Genomic DNA, 23,863 nt, shown 5'->3' on the forward strand with positions numbered 1-23,863 from the left:
ACGGCTCGCTCGCGATGCCCGCAACGAAAGGGCTGCCATGACGCAGACGTTCCCCGCCGCCCCACGGCGCGGTGTGCTGTCCATCGACGAGGGCACCACGGGCACCAGGGCCGGAGTCGTCCTCGACTCCGGGGCCGCCCACGAGGTGTTCTACCGGTCGATCAAGGTCGGTCACCCGGACGACCTCTCCGTCGAGCAGGACCCGATGGAGATCTGGACCGCCACCGTCGAGGTGGCGCGCCGGGCCGTCGGCCGGGCCCGTGCGGAGGGCATCGGGATCACCTCGGTGGCCCTCTCCACCCAGCGGGCCACCGCGATGCTGTGGGACCGGGTCACCGGCCGGCCGCTGCTGCCCGCGGTGGTGTGGCAGGACCGGCGCCACGCGGCCGAGCTGACCGCGTACGAGACCGAGTGGGACGCCGCCCTGCTGGCCCGCCAGGGCCGGCCGGTCGGCGCCCGTTCCCCCTTCCTCTGGGCCGCCCGGCAGATCGCCGCGCACCCGGAGACGGCCGCCGCGCACCGTGAGGGCCGACTGCTCTTCGGCACCGTCGACACCTGGCTGATCTGGCGCCTCACCGGCGGCGCCGTGCACGCCACCACGCCGACGAACGCCGCCTCCACCGGTGGTTACCTGCTGGAGCGGCACGCCTGGGACGAGGAGTGGATCGGCCACCTCGGCTTCCCCCTCGACCTGCTGCCGGAGCTCCGCTCCGACGACGCCGGATTCGGCACCACCGACCCGGCCGCCCTCGGCATCGCCGTCCCGCTGGCCGCCTCCATGGGCGACCAGCACGCCGCACTCGTCGCGCTCGGCGGTCTCGCCGCGGGGCAGGGCATGTGCGTGTACGGGACCGGCGCCTTCGTCGACGCGGCGACCGGCACCACGCCCGCCCTGCCCCGGCCGGACATCTCCGGGGTGCTCGCCCAGCCCGGCCGGCGGCAGGGCGACACCAGCCACTACAGCCTGGAGGCGTACACCTCCACGGCGGGTTCGGCGCTGCGCTGGCTCTGCGACGACCTGGGGCTGTTCGCCTCGCCGAAGGAGCTCGGTGAGGAGGCGGGCCGGGTCCCCACCCGGCCGGGCCGCACCCCGCGTTTCGTCCCGGCGCTCGCCGGGGTCCGTACGCCGGTCTGGCACCCGGAGGCCACCGCCTCCCTCACCGGGCTCACCCTCGCCACCACCCGCGCCGACCTCGCGCGCGCCGTCCTCGACGGGATCGCGCACTCGGTGTGCGACCTGATCGACGGCGTCGCCGACACCATGGGCACCCCGTTCACCCGGCTCCGGGTCGGCGGCGGCGTCTCCGGCAGCGACCCGCTGATGCGCATCCAGGCCGACCTGACCGGCCTGCCGCTGGAGCGGGTCGCCGACTCCGCGACCGCGAGCCTGCGCGGCACCGCCTATCTGGCCGGGGTCGCCCAGGGCCTGTGGTCCTCGCTGGAGGAGGTCGTCGAGGCGCAGCCCCGGGGCCGGATCTTCGAACCCTCGATCACCGCGGCCGAACGCGCCGCCCAGCGCCGCGCCTGGCGCGACGTGCTGATCGCCCACCTGGACGATCCCGCGCTGCTCCCGCTGAAGGCCCCCGAACCCCACGCCCCTCGCTGACGGCCCCGGCCGTCGCCCCGGCGGCCGCACCCGACCACGCGGCCACCGCACCGAAACACCAGGAGTTGATGTTGTGATCACCATGCCCGCCAGGAAACCGCGGCGCTCCGCCGCGGCGACCCGCCGTACGCCCCTGCTGCTCGACCGGGCGGCCCTCAAGCGCCGGCTGGCCGACGACACGTACGACGTGCTCGTCATCGGCGGCGGCATCACCGGGGCGTACGCCGTGCTGGACGCGGTCTCGCGAGGTCTGCGCGCGGCCCTGGTCGAGAAGGACGACTTCGCGTCCGGCACCTCGTCGAAGTCCTCGAAGATGGTGCACGGCGGTCTGCGCTACATCGAGCAGGGCAACGTCAACCTGGTCCGCCACTCGCTCCTGGAGCGGCACCGCTTCCGGAAGAACGCCCCGCACCTGGTGCACCGGCTGCCGTTCCTCTTCCCGATCCTGGAGAAGGAGGGGGTGTTCGACGCCCGGCTGGCCAAGGGCTTCGAGGGCCTGCTGTGGACGTACGACCTGGTCGGCGGGTGGCGGATCGGCAAGCTCCACCAGCGGCTCACCGTGCCCGAGGTCCTCGCGCAGGCGCCGACGCTGCGCTCGGAGAACCTCAAGGGCGGGCTGATGTACTTCGATGCCCGCACCGACGACGCCCGGCTCGTCCTCACCATCGTCCGCACCGCCGCCGCGCTCGGCGCGACGGTCCTCAACGGGGCGAGGGCCGAGGGGCTGCTGACGCAGATGGGCAAGGTGTCCGGGGCCCGCGTCTCGGCGGACGGCGACAGCATCGACATCCGCGCCCGCGCCGTCGTCAACGCCACCGGGGTGTGGACCGACGAGCTGGACGCGAAGGCCGACGGCGGGCACGAGCCGCAGGTGCGACCCGCCAAGGGCGTCCACATCGTGGTGCCGTGGGACAAGGTGCGGATCAACTGCACGGTCACCGTGCCGATCCCCGGCCGGGCCCGCCGCGCGACCTGCACCCGCTGGGGCAACAGCGTCGTGCTGGGCACCACCGACGAGGACTACCAGGGGTCCCTCGACGACGTGCACTGCACCCGCGAGGAGATGGGCTTCCTGCTGGAGGGCGCCAACACCGCCTTCGAGGGGAAGCTCACCCCGGACGACGTGGTCGGCTCGATCGGCGGTCTGCGCCCGCTGGTCGGCGGCAAGGAGGGCGCGACGCTCGACATGCGCCGCGACCACCACATCACCATCGGCCGCACCGGCATGGTGACGGTGACCGGCGGCAAGCTCACCACCAGCCGGCACATGGGCGAACTCGTCATCGACAAGGTGATGACGGTCCTCGGCCGCAAGGGCCGCAGCCGCACCACCGACCTCCCGCTGCTCGGCGGCGCCGGTTACGACTCCGAGGCCGTCGCCGCGTCCGGCGGCATCGCCGCGCACCTGGGCGAGCGCTTCGGCACCGAGGCCCGGTTCGTCGGCGACCTGATCCAGGAGGACCCGGCGCTGGCCGAGCCGATCGTCGCGGGACTCCCGTACACGAAGGCGGAGGTCGTGTACGCGGCCCGCGCCGAACTGGCCCGCTCGGTCGACGACGTGCTCTCGCGCCGGCTGCGCGCCCGGCTGTTCGCCCGGGACGCGTCCGTGGACGCCGCCGGGGCCGTCGGCGCGATCCTCGGCCGGGAACTGAACCTCACGGAGGCGGAGGTCGAGCGCTCGGTCGCCGAGTACCTCGCAGCCGTCCGTCACGAAAAGTCCGTACTCCTCGAAGGGGCAGCAGCATGATCAGCCGTCAGACCATCACCCACCCGTTCAACCGGGGCGACTACACCGTCGGCGCCCCCAGCTTCGCGAAGTGGGCGCGCAACACCCCGGTCGGGGACGGCGGGGCCGCCCTCCAGGTGGACCCGGTCGAGGTTCCCGAGGCCGTGGTCGAGGCGCTGCGCGGGGCCGCGCACGCCGTGCACACCGCGCGCGAGGAGGTCGTCACCCGGACCCGTGACTGGTGGGCCGGGTCGATGATCGGCGAGACCGAGGGCCGGCCCGCGACGCCGAATGCCGTGGTCGTCGAGGCGGCCGACGCCGACCAGGTCGCGGCCGTGCTGCGGATCTGCCACGAGGCGGGCGTCCCGGTCACCCCGTCCGCGGGCCGCTCCAACGTCACGGGCGCGGCGCTGCCGGTGTTCGGCGGGGTCGTCCTGGACGTCTGCGGGCTGAACGCGATCACCGGCTTCGACGCCGAGTCGAACATCGTGGACGTCCAGGCCGGCATGTTCGGCGACCTCTTCGAGAAGCAGCTCCAGGAGGAGTACGGCGTCACCACCGGCCACTGGCCGTCCGCCTTCGCCGTCTCCACGGTCGGCGGCTGGATCGCCTGCCGCGGCGCCGGTCAGCTCTCCACCCGGTACGGCAAGATCGAGGACATGGTCGTCGGCGTGGACGTGGTGCACGCCGACGGCACCCGGGCCACGTACGGCGACTACGCCCGCGCCGCGGTCGGCCCGGACCTGCGCCAGCTGTTCGTCGGCTCCGAGGGCACCCTGGGCGTGATCGTGTCGGCCCGGCTGCGGGTCCACCCGCTGCCCGAGTACGCGAACGCCGTCGCGTACGGCTTCGAGACCTTCGCCCAGGGCCTGGACGCCTGCCGCCGGATCATGCAGCGCGGCGCCACCCCGGCCGTCCTGCGGCTGTACGACGCCCTGGAGTCGGGCACCCACTTCGGCCACCCGGAGACCAATCTCCTGCTCGTCGCGGACGAGGGCGACCCGGCGATCGTGGACGCCTCGATCCAGGTCGCGAAGGAGGTCTGCGCGGAGTACGGCCCCGAGCTGGACAGCAAGGCGGTCTTCGAGCGCTGGCTGGACGAGCGGATGCTGGTCGGCAAGTCCGCCGACGGCTTCAGGCCGGGCCCCGGCTTCGTCGCCGACACCCTGGAGATGGCCGCGTCCTGGACCGACCTCCCGGTGATCTACGACGAGGTGGTCGCCGCGATCCAGTCGGTGGACGGCACCCTGGCCGCCTCGGCCCACCAGTCCCACGCGTACACCGACGGCGCCTGCGTCTACTTCTCGCTGCGCGGCGACGTGGCTCCCGAGTCGCGCCGCGACTGGTACCGCTCGGTGTGGGACGCCGCCAACGCCGTACTGATCAAGCACGCGGCGGCGCTCAGCCACCACCACGGCTGCGGTCTGCTGCGCGGCCCCTACCTGGAGGAATCCCTCGGGGCGGGCTTCGCGACCTTCGTCGCGGTGAAGAAGGCCCTGGACCCGGCCGGCATCCTCAACCCTGGCAAACTGGGCCTTCCCAGCCGATTCGGTACGTCCCCGCTGCACTGATCCCGACGGCCACCAACCCTCCTCCAGGCAGGCCCCCGCCATGACCCCTTCCCCCTCCCGGTCCGGTTCCGCGCTCGACCCCCGGCTCGTCTCGGCGTTCGCCGAGGTGCCGGTCGTCGCGTCGGTCGTCGGCACCCAGCCGTTGCGGCAGTTCCTGACCGCACCGGCCAAGGTGTGCATCGTCGCCTCGCTCGCGGTGGGGCAGCTGCCCCAGGTCGTGCCGGCGCTGGGCCGGGCGGGGAAGACCGTGTTCGTGAACGTGGACAGCAGCCCCGGTCTGGCACAGGACCGGGGCGCGCTGGAGTTCATCAAGAACATGGGCGCGCACGGCGTGGTCAGCACCCGGCTGTCCCTCATAGAGAAGGGCCGCCCGCTCGGCCTGCTGACGATGATGAAGGTGTTCGTCACCGACCGGTCCAACCTGCGCCGCTCCACGGACGCGATCTCGCGCGGGGCGCCGGACCTGGTCGAGATCATGCCCGCCCCGATCATCGCCCGGATGAGCGCGCAGGCACAGCGCGCGATGTCCCCCTCGATCGCCGCGGGCTTCGTGGAGTCCCCCGCGGACGTCGCGCTGGCGCTGGCCCTCGGTTCGGCCGCCGCCGCCACGTCCGATCCCCGCCTCTGGCACCTGCGCCGGGACCAGCTGCCGCCGGTCCCGCCCGCCGCCCTGAAGAGGTCCGCCGCACCACCCCAGGAGTAAGTCCCCATGTCCTACGTCGTCGTCGCCCGCTACCGCACCAAGGAGGGCGAGGAGAACACCGTCCTGCCCCTGCTCGACGCGATGGCCGCCGCCTCCCGGCAGGAGCCGGGCAACCTCGCCTACCGGGTCCACCAGGGCACCGAGGACCCGCGGGCGATCGTGCTGTACGAGGAGTACGCCTCCGAGGCCGACTTCACCGCGCACTGCGCCACCGAGCACTTCCGGGAGATCGTGCTCGGCCGGGTGGTCCCGCTGCTGGAGAGCCGTGACGTGCTGCGCTGCGCCCCGCGTGCGGAGGTGACGGCGTGAGGACCCGTGCGGCGGTGCTGCGCGGCGTGTCGACCGCCCGCCCCTACTCCGGAACCCGCCCGGTCGAGGTGGAGGAGCTGGAGCTGGGCGCCCCGCGCGAGGGCGAGGTGCTGGTCCGCGTCGCGGCCGCCTCGCTCTGCCACTCCGACCTCTCGGTGGTCAACGGCGACCGGGTCCGTCCGCTGCCGATGGCCCTGGGCCACGAGGCGGTGGGGGTCGTCGAGGACACCGGGCCGGGCGTCGGCCGGGTCTCCCCCGGTGACCACGTGGCCCTGGTCTTCGTGCCGAGCTGCGGTTCCTGCGCCGACTGCGCGGCGGGCCGGCCGGCGCTGTGCGCGCGGGCCGCCGCGGCGAACGGTTCGGGCGCGCTGCTGCACGGCCCCTCGCTGCTGACCGACGCGTCCGGCGAAACGGTCCACCACCAGCTGGGCGTCTCCGCGTTCTCCGAACACGCGGTGCTGGCCCAGGAGTCGGTGGTGCCGATCCCGAAGGACGTCCCGTTCGCCGTGGCGTCGCTGTTCGGCTGCGCGGTGCTGACCGGTGCCGGGGCCGTGATCAACACGGCGGCGCTGCGGCCCGGGCAGTCGGCGGTGGTCTACGGCCTGGGCGGGGTGGGCCTGTCCGCGGTGCTGGGCGCCCGCGCGGCCGGCGCGTACCCGATCGTCGCGGTCGACCCGGTCCCGGAGAAGCGCGAACTGGCCCTCCGTCTGGGCGCGACCCACGCGTTCGCCCCCGACGACGCCGTGCGGCGGATCCGCGAACTCACCTCCGGCGGCGCCGAGGTGGCGGTCGAGGCGGTGGGCAGCCCGAAGGTGATGGCCGAGTGCCTGACGGCCGTGGCCCGGGGCGGCAAGGTCGTCTCGGTGGGCCTGCCCGCCCCCGACCGGGTGCTGGAGGTCCCGGCGCTGGCGTTCGCGGGCGAGGGCAAGTCCCTGCTGGGTTCGTACATGGGCGACGCGGTGCCGCGCCGTGACATACCGAGGTTCCTGGACCTGTGGCGGGCGGGCCTGATGCCGGTGGAGCTGATGCACACCGGCACGCTGCCGCTGGCCGACATCAACACGGCACTGGAGGAGCTGGCCTCGGGCCGGGCGATCCGTCAGGTCATCGACACCTCGGGCACGCCGGCCGGCTGACGGTCCGGCCCGTCGCGGCCACCGGCGCTCCCCTTCCGCCGGGGAGTCCCAGGTGGCCGCGACGGGCCACGGGTCACGCGCGCTGCCGCGCCGCGTCCGGCGTCCGCCCGTCCGGAGCGCCGGAGGGCACACCGTGCGGGACGATCCTGCGCCGGCTGACCCGCCAGCCCCGGTCCCCGCGCACGATCTCGTCCTCGAAGGTCACGGTGCCGCACCCGCCGTCCGCACCGATGCCGATGCCCTTGGACCGCGCGTGCACCCGGCCGTCCCCGGCCTCGGTGAGGACGATGTTGGTGACGTGGTGGCCGACGGGCCCGTTCTTCGCCGCGGCCCGTGCCCGTGCCATGTCCCGGAAGGCGGCCAGCCCGCGCAGTTGGCCGTGCCCGAGCGCCGAGGCGTCGTAGACGACGTCCTCGGTGACCAGCTCGTCCAGCCGGTCCAGTTCGGCGTTGTCGACCAAGTGCCCGTGCAGGGCGAGCAGTTCGGAGATGGCCAGGCGTTCCTCGGTACCGAGTGTCATCGCCGGTCCTTTCGTGAGATCTCGCGACGGTGCGGCCGTTATACGGGGAGTACTGCCCGTGCGGCCCGGCAACGCAGCCGTCGCGCGGCCGGCGCCCGAGGAGTTCATCCCGCTGGAGCAGCCCCGGCGCGCTCGTAGCGCAGGAGCACGACCCCGTTGCCGAACTCCCTGGTCCCGGCCGGGCGGAGCGCGGTGCGGGTCTCCGAGTCGGGGAACAGCCGTCTGCCCCGGCCGAGGATCACCGGGTGGACGTAGATGCGGTACTCGTCGACCAGGTCCAGCCGCATGAAGGTCGCGGCGAGGTCGGCGCCGCCGAGGCACAGGTCCCCGCCGGGCAGTGCCTTCAGGGCCGCGATGGCTCCGGGCTCGACCTCCCGCATGATCGTGGTGTTCCAGTCGGCCCGCTCCAGGGTCCGGGAGAACACGATCTTGGGCATGTCGCGCCAGATCCCGGCGAATTCCGCCTCCGGTCCGGAACTGGCGGGGTCGGCGTCGGCGGTCGGCCAGTAGTCCTCCATCAGCTGATGGGTCACCCGGCCGTCCAGGAAGCCGCCCATCGCGGCGAGCACCTCGTTGAAGTGGCTGTGCAGTTCGTCGTCGACCACGTGCCAGCCGATGTCGCGGTCCGGCCCCTCCATGAAGCCGTCGAGGGACACCGACATCATCAGGACGATCTTTCTCATCACGGTCCTCTCCCCACCGGGGTGCGCCGCACGGGTGCCCGGCACCACAACAGTTGACGCCCCGGCGGCCCGCCCCGGCAACGAATGACACGCCTCCCGGGTCCGGAACGGCCCGGTTTCGCCCGCCGCGCACGACTGCCCGGAGCCCCTCCCGGCGCGCCGTCCGCCCTGGTACCTTGACCGGCGTGTTCCTCCTTCGTGCGTAGGACCCCGTGACCGCCCGCACCCCGTCGTCGCACCGGGTGCGGCCCCTCGGTGTCCCCGCATGCCCGCAGCGCCGTGCGTCGCGCTGCCCTTCACGAGGAACGTCCTCATGTCTCCGTCTTCCCCCGCGCCCTCGCGCGCGCCCTCGTACGCCGCCGTCCTGCGTACCCCGTACGCCGCCCGCGCCTTCGGTTCCGCCCTGCTGGGGCGGCTCTCGTACGGGGTGGCCCCGCTCTCCCTGATGCTGGCGGTGAACGACGCCACCGGCTCGTACTCCGTCGCCGGCAGCGTCATGGCCCTGTTCGGGGCCACCAGTGTCTTCCTCTCCCCCGCCCGTGCCGCGCTGATCGACCGGTACGGGCCGCGCCGGGCCCTGCCGCCGATGGCCGGGAGCTACGCGGTGCTGCTCGCCGTCCTGGCGTACGCCACCTGGCGGCCGGGCGCCCCGCCGGTCCTGCTGGGGGCGCTCGCCGTGACGGCGGGTGCCTGCACGCCGCCGCTGGGGCCGGTGATGCGGACCCTGTGGAGCCGCCTCGTCCCGGAACGGGAGCTGCTGCGGCGGGCGTACAGCCTGGACGGTGTCGCCGAGGAACTGCTGTTCGTCACCGGGCCGTTGCTGGTGGGCGTGGTCATCGGTCTCACCGTTCCCGCGGCGGGCGTCGCGATCGGCTCGGTGCTCGTGCTGGTGGGCACCCTGGCCCTGGTGTCCTCGCCCGCGCTGCGCGGCGGGGGCGCGGCCCCGGCGGCGAAGGAGGCCGGGCCGGACGCTCCCCGCCGACGGCGGCTGCTCGGTGTCGACGGGGTGCGGCACGCCGCGCTCGTGGCGGCGGCTGTGGGGCTGTGCCTGGGCGGTCTGGATCTGCTGGTGGTGGCCTTCGCCGAGCAGCACGGCCGGGGCCCGGCCGCGGCGTGGGTGCTGGCCGCGCTCTCGGCGGGCAGCGCGGTCGGCGGGCTGGCCCACGGCGCCGTCCCCTGGCGTGCGTCGAACCGGGCGCGGCTGCCGTGGCCGGCCGTCGGCCTGGGGGCGGCGCTGGCCGTGGCCGGGCTGTCGCCCGACGTGTACGTGCTGGCCATGGTGGTCGCGGCCGCCGGGTTGTTCGTCGCCCCGGCGCTGACGACCGCCTATCTCGTCGCGGACGAGTCCGTGACGGAGGAGGTCCGCACCCGGGCGGGCGCGTGGGTCAACACGGCGGTCAACGCCGGGTCGTCGGTGGGCACCGCCGCCGTGGGACTGCTGGTGGACCGGTGGTCGCCGGTCGTCTGCTTCGCGGTCGCGGCGGTGCCCGCGCTGCTGTGCGCGGCGGTGGTGTTCCGCTCCCCGGTGGCGCGGGGTGCGGTGGACCGTGACGGGGCGGCCGGGGGCGCGGTCAGCCGTCCGTGACCGGGAGGTCCGGCGCGCACCAGTCCTCCCAGACCGCGGCGAGTTCCGCCTCGACGTCCGGGGCCACCGTGTCCAGCAGCCGCACCTGTGCTCCCGGCCCCGCCAGTACCGTGCGGTACGGGTGGGGCCGGGAGCCCGGCACCGTGCCGAGGGCGGTGACCGAGCCGATGATCCGGTGGGGGCCCAGGATTCCGGGGAGTTCGCGCAGTTCCGGGTCGGTGAGGTCCAGGTCCTCGACCAGCAGTTCGTGGCCGTCGTACGTGGCCCGGGTGGTCGCCCGCACGGCGCCGCCGCGTTCGCCGGAGCGGCCCAGGACCAGGGTCTCGCGCCACAGCATCCGGGCCCCGGCGGCCAGCGCGACCTCCATCGAGCGCTCGACCGCGGCTCCGGCCGAGATCACGAACGGCCGGGCGTCCCAGTACAGTTCGCCGCCCTCCGCGACGTCGACGACGGCCCGCCACCCGGACGTGCCGCCGCGGTGGTCGTAGGCGACCAGGCCGGACGGTTCGACCAGTTCGAGCCGGGCGCCGGGGCCGACCGAGACGTGCAGCAGCAGGTCGTCACCGGCGAGCAGGCCCGCCCGGGTCCCGACCAGGGCGATCCGCAGCCGGTCGGGGGACGGCAGCAGGGGGCGGGGCGCGAGGAACGCCCCGGGGCGCAGCTCGCGGGCGAGGTGGCGGCCCGTGCCGTCGCGTTCGACGTGGACGACGGTGGGGTCGGCCGGCTCCGCGGTCATGAGTGGCCGTGGCCGCGGGTGTCCCCGTCGCCGTGGCTGTGCGGTGCCATCGGGCCCGGGTCGGTGGGGACCAGGGTGCCGTCGCGGTGGTGTGCGAGCACCGACCGCACCCAGGCGGCGAGTTCGGCGACCGAGGCCGGGTCGTGCTTGGAGAGCGCGAGGACGGGCAGGCCGTCGCGCGCGGCCGACGCGTCGGCGACCATCGCGTCCACGTCGACCTCCACATGGGGTGCGAGGTCGGTCTTGTTGATGATCAGGAGGTCGGCCCCGGTGATGCCGGGGCCGCCCTTGCGGGCGACGTCGCCGCCGCCCGCGACGTCGATGCAGAAGAGCTGGGCGTCGGCGAGGGCCGGGCTGAAGGTGGCGGTGAGGTTGTCGCCGCCGCTCTCGACGAGCACCAGGTCGAGCGGCCCGTACGCCTCCTCCAGGTCCTCGACGGCGTCGAGGTTGGCGGTGATGTCGTCGCGGATCGCGGTGTGCGGGCAGGCGCCGGTCTCGACGGCGCGGATGCGTTCGGTGGGCAGGACTCCCGCCGAGCGGAGGAAGCGGGCGTCCTCGTCGGTGTAGATGTCGTTGGTGACGACGGCCATGGCGAGTTCCCCGGCCAGTTCGCGGCACAGGGTGGCGAGGATCGAGCTCTTGCCGGTGCCGACCGGGCCCGCGACGCCGAGGCGCAGGGCGCGCGGCCGGTGCCCGTGCGGGTGGTCCGGGGTGTGGGGGTGGGTGTGCCGGTCGTGGTGCTGGTCAGGCAAGGAAGAGTCTCCGTTCTCGTCGTGCGTGTTCGAGTGCCCACTGTTCGGTGAGCGGGGGCGTACGGGCCGGCAGTCCGGCCGGGGCCCGTACCGCGAGTGCCTCGGCGACCGCGGCGTCGGTGTGCGGTTCGGCGTCGAGGATCCAGGCGACCGTGTCGAGCGGGTCGCCGGGCAGGAGCTTGAGCGCCGCGGAGGCGATGGTCTGGAGTTCGTCGTGGACGACGGCGTGCGCCAGTTCCTCCGGGGTCACCTTCATGACCGCCCCGAGGGCACCGAGCGCGACCGGCCGCAGCGGGCGGGGCCGGAGCGCGGCCAGGGCGGTGACCGCGGGGTGGTCCGGGGCCAGCCGCCGGGCCAGCCGGTGCACCCCGCGGCCGAGCGTCGCCGACGCCTCGCGCAGGGGCGCGGCGGGGGTCCGGGCCGCGAGGGCGTGCTGGACGGGGCCGTAGTCCACCGGGTCCCGCCCCGCGGCCCGCAGGGCGAGCACGGCGGCGGCGGCCTCGGTGACGGCCGCGGTGTGCAGCCGGGCCCGCAGCAGGGCGGGGATGTCGTCGCGGGTGAGTCCGGCCGCGACGGCCGGTTCGAGTCCCGCGCTGTAGGTGTACGCGCCGACCGGGAGCCGTCCGTCGCCGAGCAGGAGGAGTGCCGGGTTCGCCATCAGAACATGGAGTACCGCTGGGCCAGCGGCAGTTCGGTGGCGGGTGCGGGCTCGACGAGCTCTCCGTCGATCCGGATGGCGAAGGTCTCCGGGTCGACGTCGATGTCCGGGAGCGCCGTGTTGTTCGGCAGGTCCGCCTTGGTGAGGTGGCGGGTGGGTTTCACGGCCACCAGCTCCCGTACGATCCCGAGGCGTTCGGCCAGTCCGTCGGCCAGGGCGGCCGGGGCGACGAAACCGACCGAGAGGTGCGGGGCGGCGCCGGCGGCCGCGGTGGGGCGCAGCAGGACGGGCTGGGTGGTGGGGATCGCGGCGTTGGCGTCGCCGAGCGGGGCGTACACCACCATGCCGCCCTTGACGACGGCGGCGGGGCGGATGCCGAAGAAGGCGGGGTCCCACAGCACCAGGTCGGCCAGTTTGCCCGGTTCGACGGAGCCGACGACGTGGTCGATGCCATGGGCGACGGCAGGGCAGATCGTGTACTTGGCGACGTAGCGGCGGGCGCGTTCGTTGTCGGCGGGCAGTTGGCTGCCGCGGTCGCCGAAGCGCCGCTTCATGGTGTGGGCGACCTGCCAGGTGCGGCAGACGACCTCGCCGATGCGGCCCATGGCCTGGGCGTCGGAGGAGGTGATGGAGAGTGCGCCGATGTCGTGCAGGACGTCCTCGGCGGCGATGGTGGTGGCGCGGATGCGGGACTCGGCGAAGGCGAGGTCCTCGGGGACGCGCGGGTTGAGGTGGTGGCAGACCATCAGCATGTCGAGGTGTTCGGCGACGGTGTTGACGGTGTGCGGGAGCGTCGGGTTGGTGGAGGCGGGGAGGATGTGGGGGTGGGAGGCGACGGTGATGATGTCGGGCGCGTGGCCGCCGCCCGCGCCCTCGGCGTGGAAGACGTGGATGGAGCGTCCGGCGATGGCGTCGAGGGTGCCTTCGACGTAGCCGACCTCGTTGAGGCTGTCGGCGTGCAGGGCGACCTGGAGGCCGTGGGTGTCGGCCGCCTTCAGCGCGGCGTCGATGGCGGCGGGGGTGGCGCCCCAGTCCTCGTGGACCTTGTAGCCGCCGGCCCCGGCGAGCGCCGCCTCGCGCAGGGCCTCCTCGCCGACGGTGGAGCCCTTAGCGAAGAGCATGACGTTGAGCGGGACGCCGTCCAGCGACCGGTACATCATCGCCAGGTGCCGGGCGCCGGGGGTGACGGTGGTGGCCTTGGAGCCCTCGGTGGCGCCGGTGCCGCCGCCGATGACGGTGGTGGTGCCGGTGGCGAGGGCCTCGTGCAGGGTCTCCGGCATGAGGAAGTGGACGTGGGTGTCCACGGCCCCGGCGGTGAGGATGCGGCCCTCGCCGGAGATCACGTCGGTGCCGGGGCCGATCACCAGGCCGGGGTGGACGCCGTCGCCGATGTCGGGGTTGCCGGAGCGGCCGAGGGCGACGATCCGCCCGTCCCGTACGCCGACGTCGGTCTTGACGATGCCCCAGTGGTCGAGGACGACGACGTTGGTGATGACGAGGTCGAGGGCGCCGTCGGCGCGCGAGGCGGTGGACTGGGCCATGGATTCGCGGATGGACTTGCCGCCGCCGAACACCGCCTCGTCGCCGCCGAAGCAGCGGTCCTCCTCGACCTCGATCCAGAGGTCGGTGTCGGCGAGGCGGATGCGGTCGCCGGTGGTGGGGCCGTACAGCGCCGCGTAGGCGGCGCGGGTCATGCGTGCCATGTCACCGCTCCTCCGTCCGTGCGGCCCGGTCGCCGGGCACGAGGATGCCGGGCACCTTCCGTAGTCCGCCCAGCTCGACGAGGGCCACTTCGGCACCGACCCCGGGCTCGAAACGCAGCGAAGTGCCGGAGGGAATGTCGAGCCGGAATCCCTGGGCCAGGGAACGGTCGAAGGAAAGCGCGGGATTTGCGTCGGGGAAATGCAGATGCGAGCCGATCTGAATGGGCCGGTCGCCGTCGTTCACCACGGTCAGGGAAATCTGGGTTCGCGTGTCATTTATTTTCAGTTCACCGGGACCGGTCCGGATCTCGCCGGGGATCACGGGATCGGCGAGGTGATCGTGACGAGCTTGCGCCCGTCCGGGAAGGTCGCTTCGACCTGAACGTCATGCAGCATCTCGGGAACACCTTCGAGCACGTCAGCGCGGGTGAGAACGTTTCTTCCCGCGGTCATCAGATCGCTGACGCGGGCTCCCTCGCGGGCGCGTTCCATCGCCCAGCAGGAGAGCAGGGCGACCGCCTCGGGGTAATTGAGCCGTACACCCCGCTCCCGTCGGTCACGGGCGACCATTCCGGCAACACTCAGCAGCAATTTCTCCGTGTCGGACGGAGTGAGAAACATGGGAAACCTCCATGGCGGCAGTCCCCGGAATTCCCGGAATCGCCTGAACCACGCTCCTCTTATAAGCCTCCCGGCAGCGTCGTGGCAACTCGCACCACACCGCGATAAGTCCCTTTCTATCCTTATCGACCACCATATACGGGCAAAGTAGACAAATTTTGATCATCAAGGGAATGTAAAAAGTGCGGCCGCGCACCCCTGGACGAGGGGTGCGCGGCCGCTTCGGATGCGGGTCTCAGCGGGTCACTTCAGACCGAACGCCCGGATGATCTCCTGGTCGACGGCCGGCCCGTCGGCCACCTCGGCGTGCGCCCTGAGGGAGACGAACGCACCGGCCTTCTTCGGGGTCTTGAACCGGGCGGTCCAGGAACCGGCCGCGTCCTTGCGCAGCTGCGCCGCCTCCCAGGTCTTCCCGTCGTCGTAGCTGACCGACAGCGACGCCTTCGTCGCCTTCACCGCGCCGTCCAGCCACTCCTGCGTGCCCGAGGAGAGCCCGACCTCGGTCCACCGGCCGGCCTTCACGTCACCGGCGAGGTCGGTGTCGACGGCGTAGTCCAGCTGGAGCAGCGGGATGTCGGCCTGGTAGGGGCCGTTCTCGTCCAGGGCGCCCGAGACGAAGCTCCACTCGGTGTGCGTGCGGGTGGACGTCCGCCACACCTCGGCGTCCCGGGTGGAGTCGAGCACGAACCGGTACGGCAGCTTCTGGGGCGAGACGTCCCAGGCGAACCCGGCCCGGCCCGCGACCTTCTTGATCAGGGTGTCGCCCTGGTAGAAGGCGGTGGAAGTGGTGTCGTACTCGTCCTCCGGCATGGCGCCCGAGTGCCCGGCGCCCGAGTCCGTCCACGGCGTGAGGTTGAACTGGATGTCGTTGGACACGGACCGGAACGGACCCCAGTAGCCGGTGCCCAGCCGCGGGCGGGTGACCGGGGCGAACCACCGGGCGGGGTAGGTGCGGCCCGCCGTGTAGTCCAGGTCGCCGCTGCGCATCTCCTGCGCGAAGCCCGTCTCGTCGGCATTGAACACCGAGTGGTTCTCGTACCAGAAGGAGGCGCCGGGCAGCGGGGTGACCCACTCCTCGCGGGTGCCGGGGAACTTCTCGTACTCCTCGAAGCCGACCCCCGGGCCGTAGTCCGGGATGTCGTAGCGGTAGCCGCCGCCGAGCACGTCCTTGTGGCCGTAGAAGGTGTTCTCCACCTTCGCCAGCCGGCGGGCGGACGGGGCGAACTCCAGCGGGCGGTCCGGTACCACGCCGTCGTGCCGGTCGACCAGGTCGTACACGTAGCGGGCGAACTTCCGCTGCTCGATCGTCAGTTTCGCGCCGCGCCGGGCGGACTCGATCAGCTTCTCGCCGGCCAGCCGCCGGACCGAGGCGACCGGGATGGCGGCCTCGGTGCCGTAGGGGGTGTAGCTCTCCATCAGGACGCCGTCGCCGTCGTTGACGACGAACAGGGCACCTGCGCCCGCCTTTATGGCGGCCGCGAGCCGGTCGGCGGGGGCGACCGCGTCGCTGCGGCGGATGACGACCGCCCTGCCCCTGACGTCCAGGCCCTTGTAGTCGGCCGCGGCACCGTTGCCCGCGAAGACGGCGGTGAGCTTCTGCGTGCCGCTCTCCGCGACGGGCGAACCGCCCTGCACGGCGACCGGCACGTCACGGCCGTCGGCCGTCAGGTCGATCAGCTTCTCGCCCTGCCGCCAGCGGGTCAGGAAGGAGAAGCTGCCCTGGGTGACCTTCTTCGTGGGGCTCGCCCACAGCTGGTCGTACGTCATCGGGATCTGGTACGCGTCGCGCTGGACGGTGCCGTCCGGTGCGGTGCGCGCCATGTCGTACCGCAGCTGCCGGGTCTCGGTCTCCTTCGGCGTCCGCACGCTCACCTTGCGGGCCTTCGAGGCGTCGAGGGTGACGGTGGCCGGTGCGTCGAGGATGATCTCGGGGGCCGCGAGGAAGGCCAGCGCCTTCGAGTCGGCGCGGTCGCCGGCGACGTCCGCGGCGGTCCAGGCGGTGTAGTTGCCCGGCGGCAGCCGCAGCGTGGTCTCGCCGGACACCGCGACGGGCTGGAGCTGCGGGTCGCCCAGCGCGCCCAGGACGACGGTGCCGTCCATCGGCTTCCCGGCACGGTCGCGGAGCCTGAGCGTCAGGTCGTACCGCTCCTGCTCCTTGGTCAGGGCGAAGCCGGTGTGCGCGACGACGGCGCCCGCCTCGTTCCTGGCGACGACCTGGCCGGAGAACCGCGTGTCGTTCGCGGCCTTCGACGGGTCCAGCGAGAGCACCGCCTCGGCGGTGGAGCCGGCCGGCACGGTCAGCTTCTTCGTGGACAGCGTGCAGGCGTCGGCGTCCGTGTCCGTCGCCAGGTCGAGCACGACGTCCTTCGCGCCGGTGTTGCGGTAGGTGATGGTCCGTTCGGCGACCGGGTCGGACGGGGAGTGCGGCCAGTCGTAGGAGGCGACCGCGACGGAGCCGGTGGCCTCGATCGTGGTGTCGATCGCCGCCTTCACGTCGAGCCGTCCGGTGCCCTGCTCGTACGGGCTGTACGCGTCGAGCCGCTTGGACGAGCTCATCAGCGCGTCCTTGATCCGCCGGCCGGACCAGTCGGGGTGACGCTGCTTCAGGATGGCCGCCGCGCCCGCGACGTGGGGCGTGGCCATCGACGTGCCGGACATCGAGCGGTACATGCCCTCGGTGCCCGGGACCGCCTGCGAGGCCGCGGCGTTGATGTCCACGCCCGGCGCGGAGAGGTCCGGCTTCAGGCCGTCGGACCGCACCAGTGGGCCCATCGAGGAGAAGTCCGCGCGGTTGTCCCGCTTGTCGACGGCGGCGACGGTGAGCGCCTTCTCCGCCGAGCCGGGCGCGCCGATCGTGCCCGCTCCGTAGGCGTTGCCCGCGGCGATCACGAACAGCGGGCCGCCGTCGGCGGAGAGCGCGTCGACCGCCCGCGACATCGGGTCGGAGCCGTCGTCCGGGACGGGGGAGCCCAGGCTCATGGAGACCACGTCGGCGCCTTCGGCCTTCGCCCACTCCATGGCCTCGATGATGCCGGAGTCCGCGCCGGAGCCCTCGTCGCTCAGCACCTTGCCGACGAGCAGGCCGGCGCCCGGTGCGACGCCCCTGTTGGCGCCGTCGGAGGCGGCGCCGGAGCCCGCGATCGTGGAGGCGACGTGCGTGCCGTGGCCGTGCCGGTCGACGACCTCCTCGCCCGGGACGAAGCTCCTGGCCTCCAGGACGCGGTCCTTGACGTCCGGGTGGGTGGCGTCGATTCCGGTGTCCAGGACGGCGACCTTGGTGCCCTTGCCGTCGTAGCCGGCGGCCCAGGCCTGCGGGGCGTTCACCTGCGGGACGGATTCCTTGAGCACGGCCTCGGCCCGGCCGTCGAGCCAGAGCTCGGTGATGCCGTTGTCGAGCGAACGGGCCTTCGCGGTACGGGATATGTCGTTCCAGAAGGACCGGGCGGTGTCCTTGTCCGCCTTCAGCGCGGCGCCGTGGATGCTGGCCAGGGTGCGGGTCCGCTCGGCGCCGCGCGGGGCGGCGGGCAGCGAACGGCTCCGGCTCGCCGGGTAGGTGGCGATGAGCGGGATGCCGTCCGACCTCCGGTCGTCGTAGCCCATCTCGGCGAGGACCCGGACGTTGAACAGTCGGCGGTCCAGCTTGCCCGCCGCGAGCAGCGACCGGGCCTCGTCGGGCAGGACGTAGAGGTCGTCGCCCGCCTGCTGGACGTGCACGCCGCCGACCGCGCCGTCGGGGCGGTCGACGGTGACGGTGTCCTGCTTGCCGGCACCGTCCGTGTAGTGCACGACATCGCCCGTGAGCAGGGTGATGTCGTACTCCTTGGCGGCGTCGGCGGCCTGACGGCCGGTCGCCCCGGGCCGGTCCGCGGCGGAGGCGGAGCCCGTCACGGGGAGCAGCGCGCCACTGACCAGGGCGACCGAGGCCGCCATCAGGAGGGCCCGGCGCCCCGCGCGGACGGGTCTCGCCCGGCCGGGTGCGGTGGAGGAAGTGGAAGTCATGCACAGATCAAATAGCCAAAAGCCCGGTTACCGCACCGTTCGCTCCTGGCGTGAAGCCGCCTTGGCGTGAACCCGCCCCCCAACGATCATGCTTTCGGGGCGGGTTCAGGCCACGGACGTGATCACCGCGGTCGGCGGTTCGCCCGTCTCGTGGTGGATCGGGGTGTGCGCGCCCTTGAGCGACAGACCGCTGCCGCCGCGCCGTTCGGCGACGATCTCCGCGACGATCGAGAGCGCCGTCTCCTCCGGGGTGCGGGCGCCCAGGTCGAGACCGATCGGCGAGTGCAGCCTGGCCAGTTCCAGTTCGGTGACGCCGGCCTCGCGCAGACGCTCGTTGCGTTCCAGATGGGTGCGGCGCGACCCCATCGCCCCGACGTACCCGACCGGCATCCGCAGGGCCAGTTCCAGCAGGGGGACGTCGAACTTGGCGTCGTGGGTGAGGACGCACAGGACGGTGCGCGCGTCGACGTCGGCCGTCGCGAGGTAGCGGTGCGGCCAGTCGACGACCACCTCGTCGGCCTCGGGGAAGCGGGCCCTCGTGGCGAACACCGGGCGGGCGTCGCACAGGGTGACGTGGTAGCCGAGGAACTTCCCGGCCCGCACCAGCGCCGAGGCGAAGTCGATGGCCCCGAAGACGATCATCCGGGGCGGCGGGACGCTCGACTCGACGAGCAGGGTGAGCGGCTGTCCGCAGCGCGAGCCGTCCGCGCCGACGGTGACGGAGCCGGTGCGGCCCGCGTCCAGCATCGCGCGGGCGTCGGCGGCCGCGGTGCGGTCCAGTTCCGGATGGCCGCCGAGCCCGCCCTCGTACGAGCCGTCGGGGCGGACCAGCAGCGGACGGCCCAGGAGTTCGGCGGGCCCGTCGGTGATCCGGGCGACCGCCGCCGCCTCCCCCCGCGCGGCGGCGGCGAACGCGGCGGCGAACACCGGCCGGGCGGGGTCGTCCGCCCGGACCGGCACCACCAGGATGTCGATGACGCCGCCGCAGGTCAGCCCGACCGCGAAGGCGTCCTCGTCGCTGTAGCCGAACCGCTCGCGCACCGCGACGCCGTCCTCCAGCGCCTGCCCGCACAGCTCGTACACCGCGCCCTCCACGCACCCGCCGGAGACCGACCCGATCGCGGTTCCGGCGCGGTCGACGGCGAGCGCCGCCCCGGGCTGCCGGGGCGCGCTGCCGCCGACCGCCACGACGGTGGCCACGGCGAAGTCGCGCCCCTGCCCGACCCACCGGCTGAGCTCTTCGGCGATGTCCAGCATGGTGCTGCTCCTTCTACGGGTGTGCGGAGGACGACGGGTGTGCGGAGGACCTCGGGTGAGCGGAGGTCCGCGTACGGCTGTGCAAGGGGTGCTGCGGGGGGCCCGGGGCTATTTGGCGCCGAGCCAGCTCTCGATCGGGCCGAGCGCGAAGTACACGACGAACACCGCGGTCAGGACCCACATGAAGGCACCGACCTCACGGAACCTGCCCTGCGCCGCCCTGATCGCGGCGAAGGAGATCACCCCGGCGCCGACGCCCGCGGTGATGGAGTACGTGAACGGCATCAGGGCCACGGTCAGGAAGACCGGCACGGCCACGGAGCGGTCGCTCCAGTCGACGTGCCGGGCGTTCTGCATCATCATCGCGCCGATGACGACCAGTGCGGCGGCGGCGATCGGTCCCGGCACGATCTGGGCGAGCGGGGTGAAGAACAGTCCGGCGGCGAAGAGGAGGCCGGTGACGACGGAGGACAGGCCCGTGCGGGCGCCCTCGCCCACACCGGTGGCCGACTCGATGAAGACGGTCTGCCCGGAGGCCCCGGAGACGCCGCCGATCGCACCGCCCGCGCCGTCGATGAACAGGGCCTTGGACAGACCCGGCATCCGTCCCTTGTCGTCGGCGAGCCCGGCCTCCGTGCCGACGCCGATGATGGTCGCCATCGCGTCGAAGAAGCCGGCCAGCACCAGGGTGAAGACGATCATGCCGACGGTCATCGCGCCGACCTCGCCCCAGCCCCCGAACTCGACGTGGCCGAAGAGTCCGAAGTCGGGCATCGAGACCGCGCCGCCCCCGAGTTCGGGCGCGCTGCCGCCCCACGCCTTCGGGTCGATGTCGCCGACCGCGTTGACGACGACGGCGAGGACCGTGCCGACGACGATGCCGATCAGGATCGCGCCGGGCACGTCTCGGGCCTGGAGCATGAAGATGAGCAGCAGGGTGACGCAGAAGAGCAGGACGGGCCAGCCGGCGAGCTGCCCGCCCACCCCCAGCACGACCGGGGCGCCCTTGCCGACGAAACCGGCGTTGACCAGGCCGATCAGCGCGATGAACATGCCGATGCCGATGGTGATGCCGTGCTTCAGCGGCAGCGGTATGGCGTTCATGATGACCTCGCGCAGCCCGGTGACGACCAGCAGCACGATCACCAGGCCGTACAGCACGCACATGCCCATGGCCTGCGGCCAGGTCATGTGGGGCGCCACCTGGGTGGCGAGGACGCCGGAGACGGAGAGGCCCGCGGCCAGGGCGAGGGGCACCTTGCCGATGAAGCCCATCAGCAGGGTGGACACGGCGGCGGCCAGGGCGGTCGCCGTGATCAGTCCGGCGTGGTCGAGCCGGTTGCCGGCCACGTCCGGGCCGGACAGCAGGAGCGGGTTGAGCAGGAGGATGTAGCACATCGCCATGAAGGTGGTGATGCCGCCGCGCACTTCGCGCGCGACGGTGGAGCCACGGTCGGAGATGTGGAAGTACCGGTCGAGCCAGGATCTTCCGGCCGGAACGCGCGAGCCGGTGCCCGCGTCCTCCGCACTGGTCCTGGGCTCCACTGACTGCTGGGTCATGATGCCTGACTCCCAAGGTTCACAGGGGCACCCGCGGCAAGGAATCGGCACGCGGGGTTTGGGATGACTGCGCTGGCGGCACGACCCGGGGGACGGCCCGAGACGAACTGTTCATGCAGAGTGGAATACGACGTACGAGGTGCTGCGCACACGCGACGCGCGGTGTCGACCGCACACCGGTGTGGTGATGTCACTGCGTTGCTGTGTTTCTGTGTTGCGGGAGGGCGGTACCGCGAACGGCGGTACCGCTGTGCTCCGGGCGGTGCGTGCGGCGGAAGTGTGTGACGTTCCCGGGATGCGCGCACCGCCCGGAGGGTCCGGGAGGGGGCCGCGGCCCTCGGCCGCGGGCCCTCAGGTGCCGGTGAGGTGCTCGGGGCGTACCGGCGTCCTGTTCAGCTCCAGCCCCGTCGCGTCGCGGATCGCCGCGAGGACGGCCGGGGTGGACGACAGGGTGGGGGCCTCTCCGATGCCGCGCAGCCCGTACGGGGCGTGGTCGTCGGCGAGTTCGAGCACGTCGACCGGGATGGTCGGGGTGTCGAGGATGGTGGGGATCAGGTAGTCCGTGAAGGAGGGGTTGCGCACCTTCGCGGTCTTCGGGTCGACGAGGATCTCCTCCATGACGGCGACGCCCAGGCCCTGGGTGGTGCCGCCCTGGATCTGGCCCTCGACGGAGAGCGGGTTGAGCGCCTTGCCGACGTCCTGGGCACAGGCCAGTTCGATGACCTTGACCAGGCCCAGTTCGGTGTCGACCTCGACGACCGCGCGGTGGGCGGCGAAGGAGTACTGGACGTGGCCGTTGCCCTGGCCGGTGCGCAGGTCGAACGCCTCGGTGGGCCGGTGGCGCCACTCCAGTTCGATGTCGACCGCCTCGTCCTCCAGCACGTCCACCAGGTCGGCCAGGACCTCGCCGCCGTCGGTGACGACCTTGCCGCCCTCCAGGAGCAGTTCGGCGGTGGCCCACGCGGGGTGGTACGTGCCGAACTTGCGGCGGCCCATCTCCAGGACCTTCTCGCGGACGGCCTCGCAGGAGTGCTTCACCGCGCCGCCGGTGACGTAGGTCTGCCGGGAGGCGGAGGTGGAGCCGGCGGAGCCGACCCTGGTGTCGGCCGGGTGGATGGTGACCTGGGCGACGCCGAGTTCGGTGCGGGCGATCTGGGCGTGCACGGTGACGCCGCCCTGCCCGACCTCGGCCATGGCGGTGTGGACGGTCGCGACGGGTTCCCCGTTGATGACCTCCATCCGCACCCGGGCGGTGGAGTAGTCGTCGAAGCCCTCGGAGAAGCCGACGTTCTTCAGGCCGACCGCGTAGCCGACGCCGCGCACGACGCCCTCGCCGTGGGTGGTGTTGGACAGCCCGCCGGGCAGCGCCCGTACGTCGGGCTGTTCGCCGGCCACCTCCCACTGGCGCTCGGGCGGCAGCGGCCTGGCCTTGACCCGGCGCAGCAGTTCGGCGACCGGGGCGGGCGAGTCGACGACCTGTCCGGTCGGCAGGACGGAGCCCTGTTCCATGGCGTTGAGCTGCCTGAACTCGACCGGGTCCATGCCCAGTTCGGCGGCCAGCTTGTCCATCTGGGCCTCGTAGGCGAAGCACGCCTGGACCGCGCCGAAACCGCGCATGGCACCGCACGGCGGGTTGTTGGTGTAGAGCGCGACGGCCTCGATGTCCACGTCGTCGACGACGTACGGGCCGACGCCGAGCGAGGAGGCGTTGCCGACCACGGCCGGGGACGCGGAGGCGTAGGCCCCGCCGTCCAGCACGATGCGGCACTTCATATGGGTCAGCTTGCCGTCGCGGGTGGCGCCGTGCTCGTACCAGAGCTTCGCCGGGTGGCGGTGGACGTGTCCGAAGAAGGACTCGAAGCGGTTGTAGACCATCTTGACGGGCTTGCCGGTGCGCAGGGCGAGCAGGCAGGCGTGGATCTGCATCGACAGGTCCTCGCGTCCGCCGAAGGCGCCGCCGACGCCGGAGAGCGTCATGCGGACCTTGTCCTCGGGCAGGCCGAGTACGGGGGCGATCTGGCGCCGGTCGGAGTGCAGCCACTGGGTGGCGATGTACAGGTCGACGCCGCCGTCCTCGGCGGGCACGGCCAGTCCGGACTCGGGGCCGAGGAACGCCTGGTCCTGCATGCCGAAGACGTACTCGCCGCTCACCACGACATCGGCGCGGGCCGCCGCCGCGTCCGCGTCGCCGCGGACGATGGGCTGGCGGTGGACGATGTTGGGGTGGGGCACGTGCCCGATGTGGTGGTCGGTGCGGTTCTCGTGGACGAGGGGGGCGCCGGGCGCGGTCGCCGACGCCTCGTCGGTGACCACGGGCAGCTCGCGGTAGTCGATCCTGATCTTCGCGGCGGCGCGGCGGGCCGTCTCCGGATGGTCGGCGGCCACGAGCGCCACGGGCTCGCCGTGGTGGCGGACCTTGCCGTGGGCCAGGACGGGGGTGTCCTGGATCTCCAGGCCGTAGTTCTTCACCGACGTCGGCAGGTCGTCGTGGGTGAGGACGGCGTACACGCCGGGCGTGGCGAGCGCCTCCGCGATGTCGATGGAGACGATCTCGGCGTGCGCGAGCGTGGAGCGCAGCGTGTGGCCCCAGAGCATGTCCTCGTGCCACATGTCGGAGGAGTACGCGAACTCCCCGGTGACCTTCAGGGTGCCGTCGGGGCGGAGGGTGGACTCGCCGATGCCGCCCTTGGCGCGGGTGCCCTGGTTGATGCTGGTGGGATTTCCGGTGAGGCCCATCG

19 protein-coding genes are annotated in these 23,863 nt (G+C 73.0%); 7 read left to right on the top strand and 12 right to left on the bottom strand.

Annotation, left to right across the window (positions count from 1 at the left end; translation table 11 throughout):
* Positions 1-37 precede the first annotated feature (37 nt).
* The 6 genes from ACFYW1_RS01110 (at position 38) to ACFYW1_RS01135 (ending at position 7,051) form a co-directional block, all read left to right on the top strand.
* Positions 38-1,606: an FGGY family carbohydrate kinase gene (locus tag ACFYW1_RS01110; protein ID WP_388985382.1), complete on the top strand. Its 1,569-nt coding sequence runs from the start codon at positions 38-40 to the stop codon at positions 1,604-1,606.
* A 73-nt stretch (positions 1,607-1,679) separates the two neighbouring features.
* Positions 1,680-3,353 carry an FAD-dependent oxidoreductase gene (locus ACFYW1_RS01115; RefSeq protein ID WP_388985384.1) on the top strand — a complete coding sequence of 558 codons (1,674 nt, stop codon included), beginning with the start codon at positions 1,680-1,682 and terminating at the stop codon, positions 3,351-3,353.
* Complete coding sequence (locus tag ACFYW1_RS01120; protein WP_388985386.1) at positions 3,350-4,903, top strand: FAD-binding oxidoreductase; 1,554 nt, start codon at positions 3,350-3,352, stop codon at positions 4,901-4,903. Before ACFYW1_RS01115 ends, ACFYW1_RS01120 begins: the two co-directional genes overlap by 4 nt.
* A gap of 40 nt (positions 4,904-4,943) precedes the next feature.
* Positions 4,944-5,606, top strand: coding sequence for a glycerol-3-phosphate responsive antiterminator (locus ACFYW1_RS01125; RefSeq protein ID WP_388985388.1), 663 nt, complete (start codon positions 4,944-4,946; stop codon positions 5,604-5,606).
* A gap of 6 nt (positions 5,607-5,612) precedes the next feature.
* Positions 5,613-5,915, top strand: coding sequence for a putative quinol monooxygenase (locus ACFYW1_RS01130; protein ID WP_388985390.1), 303 nt, complete (start codon positions 5,613-5,615; stop codon positions 5,913-5,915).
* The gene (locus ACFYW1_RS01135; protein ID WP_388985392.1) at positions 5,912-7,051 is read left to right on the top strand and encodes a zinc-binding dehydrogenase; all 1,140 of its coding nucleotides are present in this window, start codon (positions 5,912-5,914) and stop codon (positions 7,049-7,051) included. Before ACFYW1_RS01130 ends, ACFYW1_RS01135 begins: the two co-directional genes overlap by 4 nt.
* A 73-nt stretch (positions 7,052-7,124) precedes the next feature.
* Here the strand turns inward: ACFYW1_RS01135 and ACFYW1_RS01140 are convergent, their stop codons facing one another.
* Together ACFYW1_RS01140 and ACFYW1_RS01145 are read right to left on the bottom strand one after the other, a co-directional pair.
* Positions 7,125-7,571, bottom strand: coding sequence for a nuclear transport factor 2 family protein (locus ACFYW1_RS01140; protein WP_388985394.1), 447 nt, complete (start codon positions 7,569-7,571; stop codon positions 7,125-7,127).
* Between the two features lie 104 nt (positions 7,572-7,675).
* Positions 7,676-8,254 carry a dihydrofolate reductase family protein gene (locus ACFYW1_RS01145; RefSeq protein WP_388985396.1) on the bottom strand — a complete coding sequence of 193 codons (579 nt, stop codon included), beginning with the start codon at positions 8,252-8,254 and terminating at the stop codon, positions 7,676-7,678.
* Between the two features lie 313 nt (positions 8,255-8,567).
* Here ACFYW1_RS01145 and ACFYW1_RS01150 point away from each other — a divergent pair, with 313 nt between their 5' ends.
* Positions 8,568-9,839, top strand: a complete 1,272-nt coding sequence (locus ACFYW1_RS01150; RefSeq protein WP_388985398.1) for an MFS transporter — start codon at positions 8,568-8,570, stop codon at positions 9,837-9,839.
* Here ACFYW1_RS01150 and ACFYW1_RS01155 read toward each other — a convergent pair.
* The 10 genes from ACFYW1_RS01155 to pucD all read right to left on the bottom strand — a co-directional run bounded on the left by ACFYW1_RS01155 (position 9,826) and on the right by pucD (position 23,861).
* Positions 9,826-10,575: an urease accessory protein UreD gene (locus ACFYW1_RS01155; RefSeq protein WP_388985400.1), complete on the bottom strand. Its 750-nt coding sequence runs from the start codon at positions 10,573-10,575 to the stop codon at positions 9,826-9,828. The genes ACFYW1_RS01150 and ACFYW1_RS01155 overlap by 14 nt on opposite strands.
* A complete protein-coding gene (ureG, locus tag ACFYW1_RS01160; RefSeq protein WP_388985402.1) occupies positions 10,572-11,327 on the bottom strand; it encodes an urease accessory protein UreG in 756 nt (251 codons plus the stop codon). The genes ACFYW1_RS01155 and ureG overlap by 4 nt, the downstream gene beginning before the upstream one ends.
* Entirely contained in the window at positions 11,320-11,985 is a 666-nt protein-coding gene (locus ACFYW1_RS01165) for an urease accessory protein UreF (protein WP_388985404.1), read from the bottom strand. Before ACFYW1_RS01165 ends, ureG begins: the two co-directional genes overlap by 8 nt.
* Entirely contained in the window at positions 11,985-13,688 is a 1,704-nt protein-coding gene (locus ACFYW1_RS01170) for an urease subunit alpha (RefSeq protein ID WP_388985406.1), read from the bottom strand. The genes ACFYW1_RS01165 and ACFYW1_RS01170 overlap by 1 nt, the downstream gene beginning before the upstream one ends.
* A gap of 1 nt (position 13,689) precedes the next feature.
* Positions 13,690-14,010, bottom strand: a complete 321-nt coding sequence (gene ureB, locus ACFYW1_RS01175; protein ID WP_388985408.1) for an urease subunit beta — start codon at positions 14,008-14,010, stop codon at positions 13,690-13,692.
* Positions 14,007-14,309, bottom strand: coding sequence for an urease subunit gamma (locus ACFYW1_RS01180; protein ID WP_351833551.1), 303 nt, complete (start codon positions 14,307-14,309; stop codon positions 14,007-14,009). Before ACFYW1_RS01180 ends, ureB begins: the two co-directional genes overlap by 4 nt.
* A gap of 243 nt (positions 14,310-14,552) precedes the next feature.
* On the bottom strand, positions 14,553-18,308 hold the full coding sequence (locus ACFYW1_RS01185; protein ID WP_388985411.1) for a S8 family serine peptidase: 3,756 nt from the start codon (positions 18,306-18,308) through the stop codon (positions 14,553-14,555).
* Positions 18,309-18,413: 105 nt separating this feature from the next.
* Positions 18,414-19,565 (bottom strand): XdhC family protein, encoded by a 1,152-nt coding sequence (locus tag ACFYW1_RS01190; RefSeq protein ID WP_388985413.1) that lies wholly within the window; start codon positions 19,563-19,565, stop codon positions 18,414-18,416.
* Positions 19,566-19,673: 108 nt separating this feature from the next.
* Positions 19,674-21,125 carry an NCS2 family permease gene (locus tag ACFYW1_RS01195; protein ID WP_388985415.1) on the bottom strand — a complete coding sequence of 484 codons (1,452 nt, stop codon included), beginning with the start codon at positions 21,123-21,125 and terminating at the stop codon, positions 19,674-19,676.
* Positions 21,126-21,476: 351 nt separating this feature from the next.
* Positions 21,477-23,861, bottom strand: a complete 2,385-nt coding sequence (pucD, locus tag ACFYW1_RS01200; protein ID WP_388985417.1) for a xanthine dehydrogenase subunit D — start codon at positions 23,859-23,861, stop codon at positions 21,477-21,479.
* Between the last annotated feature and the right edge of the window lie 2 nt (positions 23,862-23,863).

It is taken from the genome of Streptomyces sp. NPDC002669 (assembly GCF_042889165.1).
Taxonomy (GTDB): Bacteria; Actinomycetota; Actinomycetes; order Streptomycetales; family Streptomycetaceae; genus Streptomyces.

Coding starts and splice junctions, on each gene's coding strand:
- ACFYW1_RS01145 (WP_388985396.1), bottom strand. CDS start 8,254: ATGAGAAAGATCGTCCTGATGATGTCGGTGTCCCTCGACGGCTTCATG.
- ACFYW1_RS01165 (WP_388985404.1), bottom strand. CDS start 11,985: ATGGCGAACCCGGCACTCCTCCTGCTCGGCGACGGACGGCTCCCGGTC.
- ACFYW1_RS01130 (WP_388985390.1), top strand. CDS start 5,613: ATGTCCTACGTCGTCGTCGCCCGCTACCGCACCAAGGAGGGCGAGGAG.
- ACFYW1_RS01120 (WP_388985386.1), top strand. CDS start 3,350: ATGATCAGCCGTCAGACCATCACCCACCCGTTCAACCGGGGCGACTAC.
- ACFYW1_RS01195 (WP_388985415.1), bottom strand. CDS start 21,125: ATGACCCAGCAGTCAGTGGAGCCCAGGACCAGTGCGGAGGACGCGGGC.
- ACFYW1_RS01140 (WP_388985394.1), bottom strand. CDS start 7,571: ATGACACTCGGTACCGAGGAACGCCTGGCCATCTCCGAACTGCTCGCC.
- ACFYW1_RS01155 (WP_388985400.1), bottom strand. CDS start 10,575: ATGACCGCGGAGCCGGCCGACCCCACCGTCGTCCACGTCGAACGCGAC.
- ACFYW1_RS01150 (WP_388985398.1), top strand. CDS start 8,568: ATGTCTCCGTCTTCCCCCGCGCCCTCGCGCGCGCCCTCGTACGCCGCC.
- ACFYW1_RS01180 (WP_351833551.1), bottom strand. CDS start 14,309: ATGTTTCTCACTCCGTCCGACACGGAGAAATTGCTGCTGAGTGTTGCC.
- ACFYW1_RS01125 (WP_388985388.1), top strand. CDS start 4,944: ATGACCCCTTCCCCCTCCCGGTCCGGTTCCGCGCTCGACCCCCGGCTC.
- ACFYW1_RS01110 (WP_388985382.1), top strand. CDS start 38: ATGACGCAGACGTTCCCCGCCGCCCCACGGCGCGGTGTGCTGTCCATC.
- ACFYW1_RS01185 (WP_388985411.1), bottom strand. CDS start 18,308: ATGACTTCCACTTCCTCCACCGCACCCGGCCGGGCGAGACCCGTCCGC.
- pucD (WP_388985417.1), bottom strand. CDS start 23,861: ATGGGCCTCACCGGAAATCCCACCAGCATCAACCAGGGCACCCGCGCC.
- ACFYW1_RS01190 (WP_388985413.1), bottom strand. CDS start 19,565: ATGCTGGACATCGCCGAAGAGCTCAGCCGGTGGGTCGGGCAGGGGCGC.
- ACFYW1_RS01170 (WP_388985406.1), bottom strand. CDS start 13,688: ATGGCACGCATGACCCGCGCCGCCTACGCGGCGCTGTACGGCCCCACC.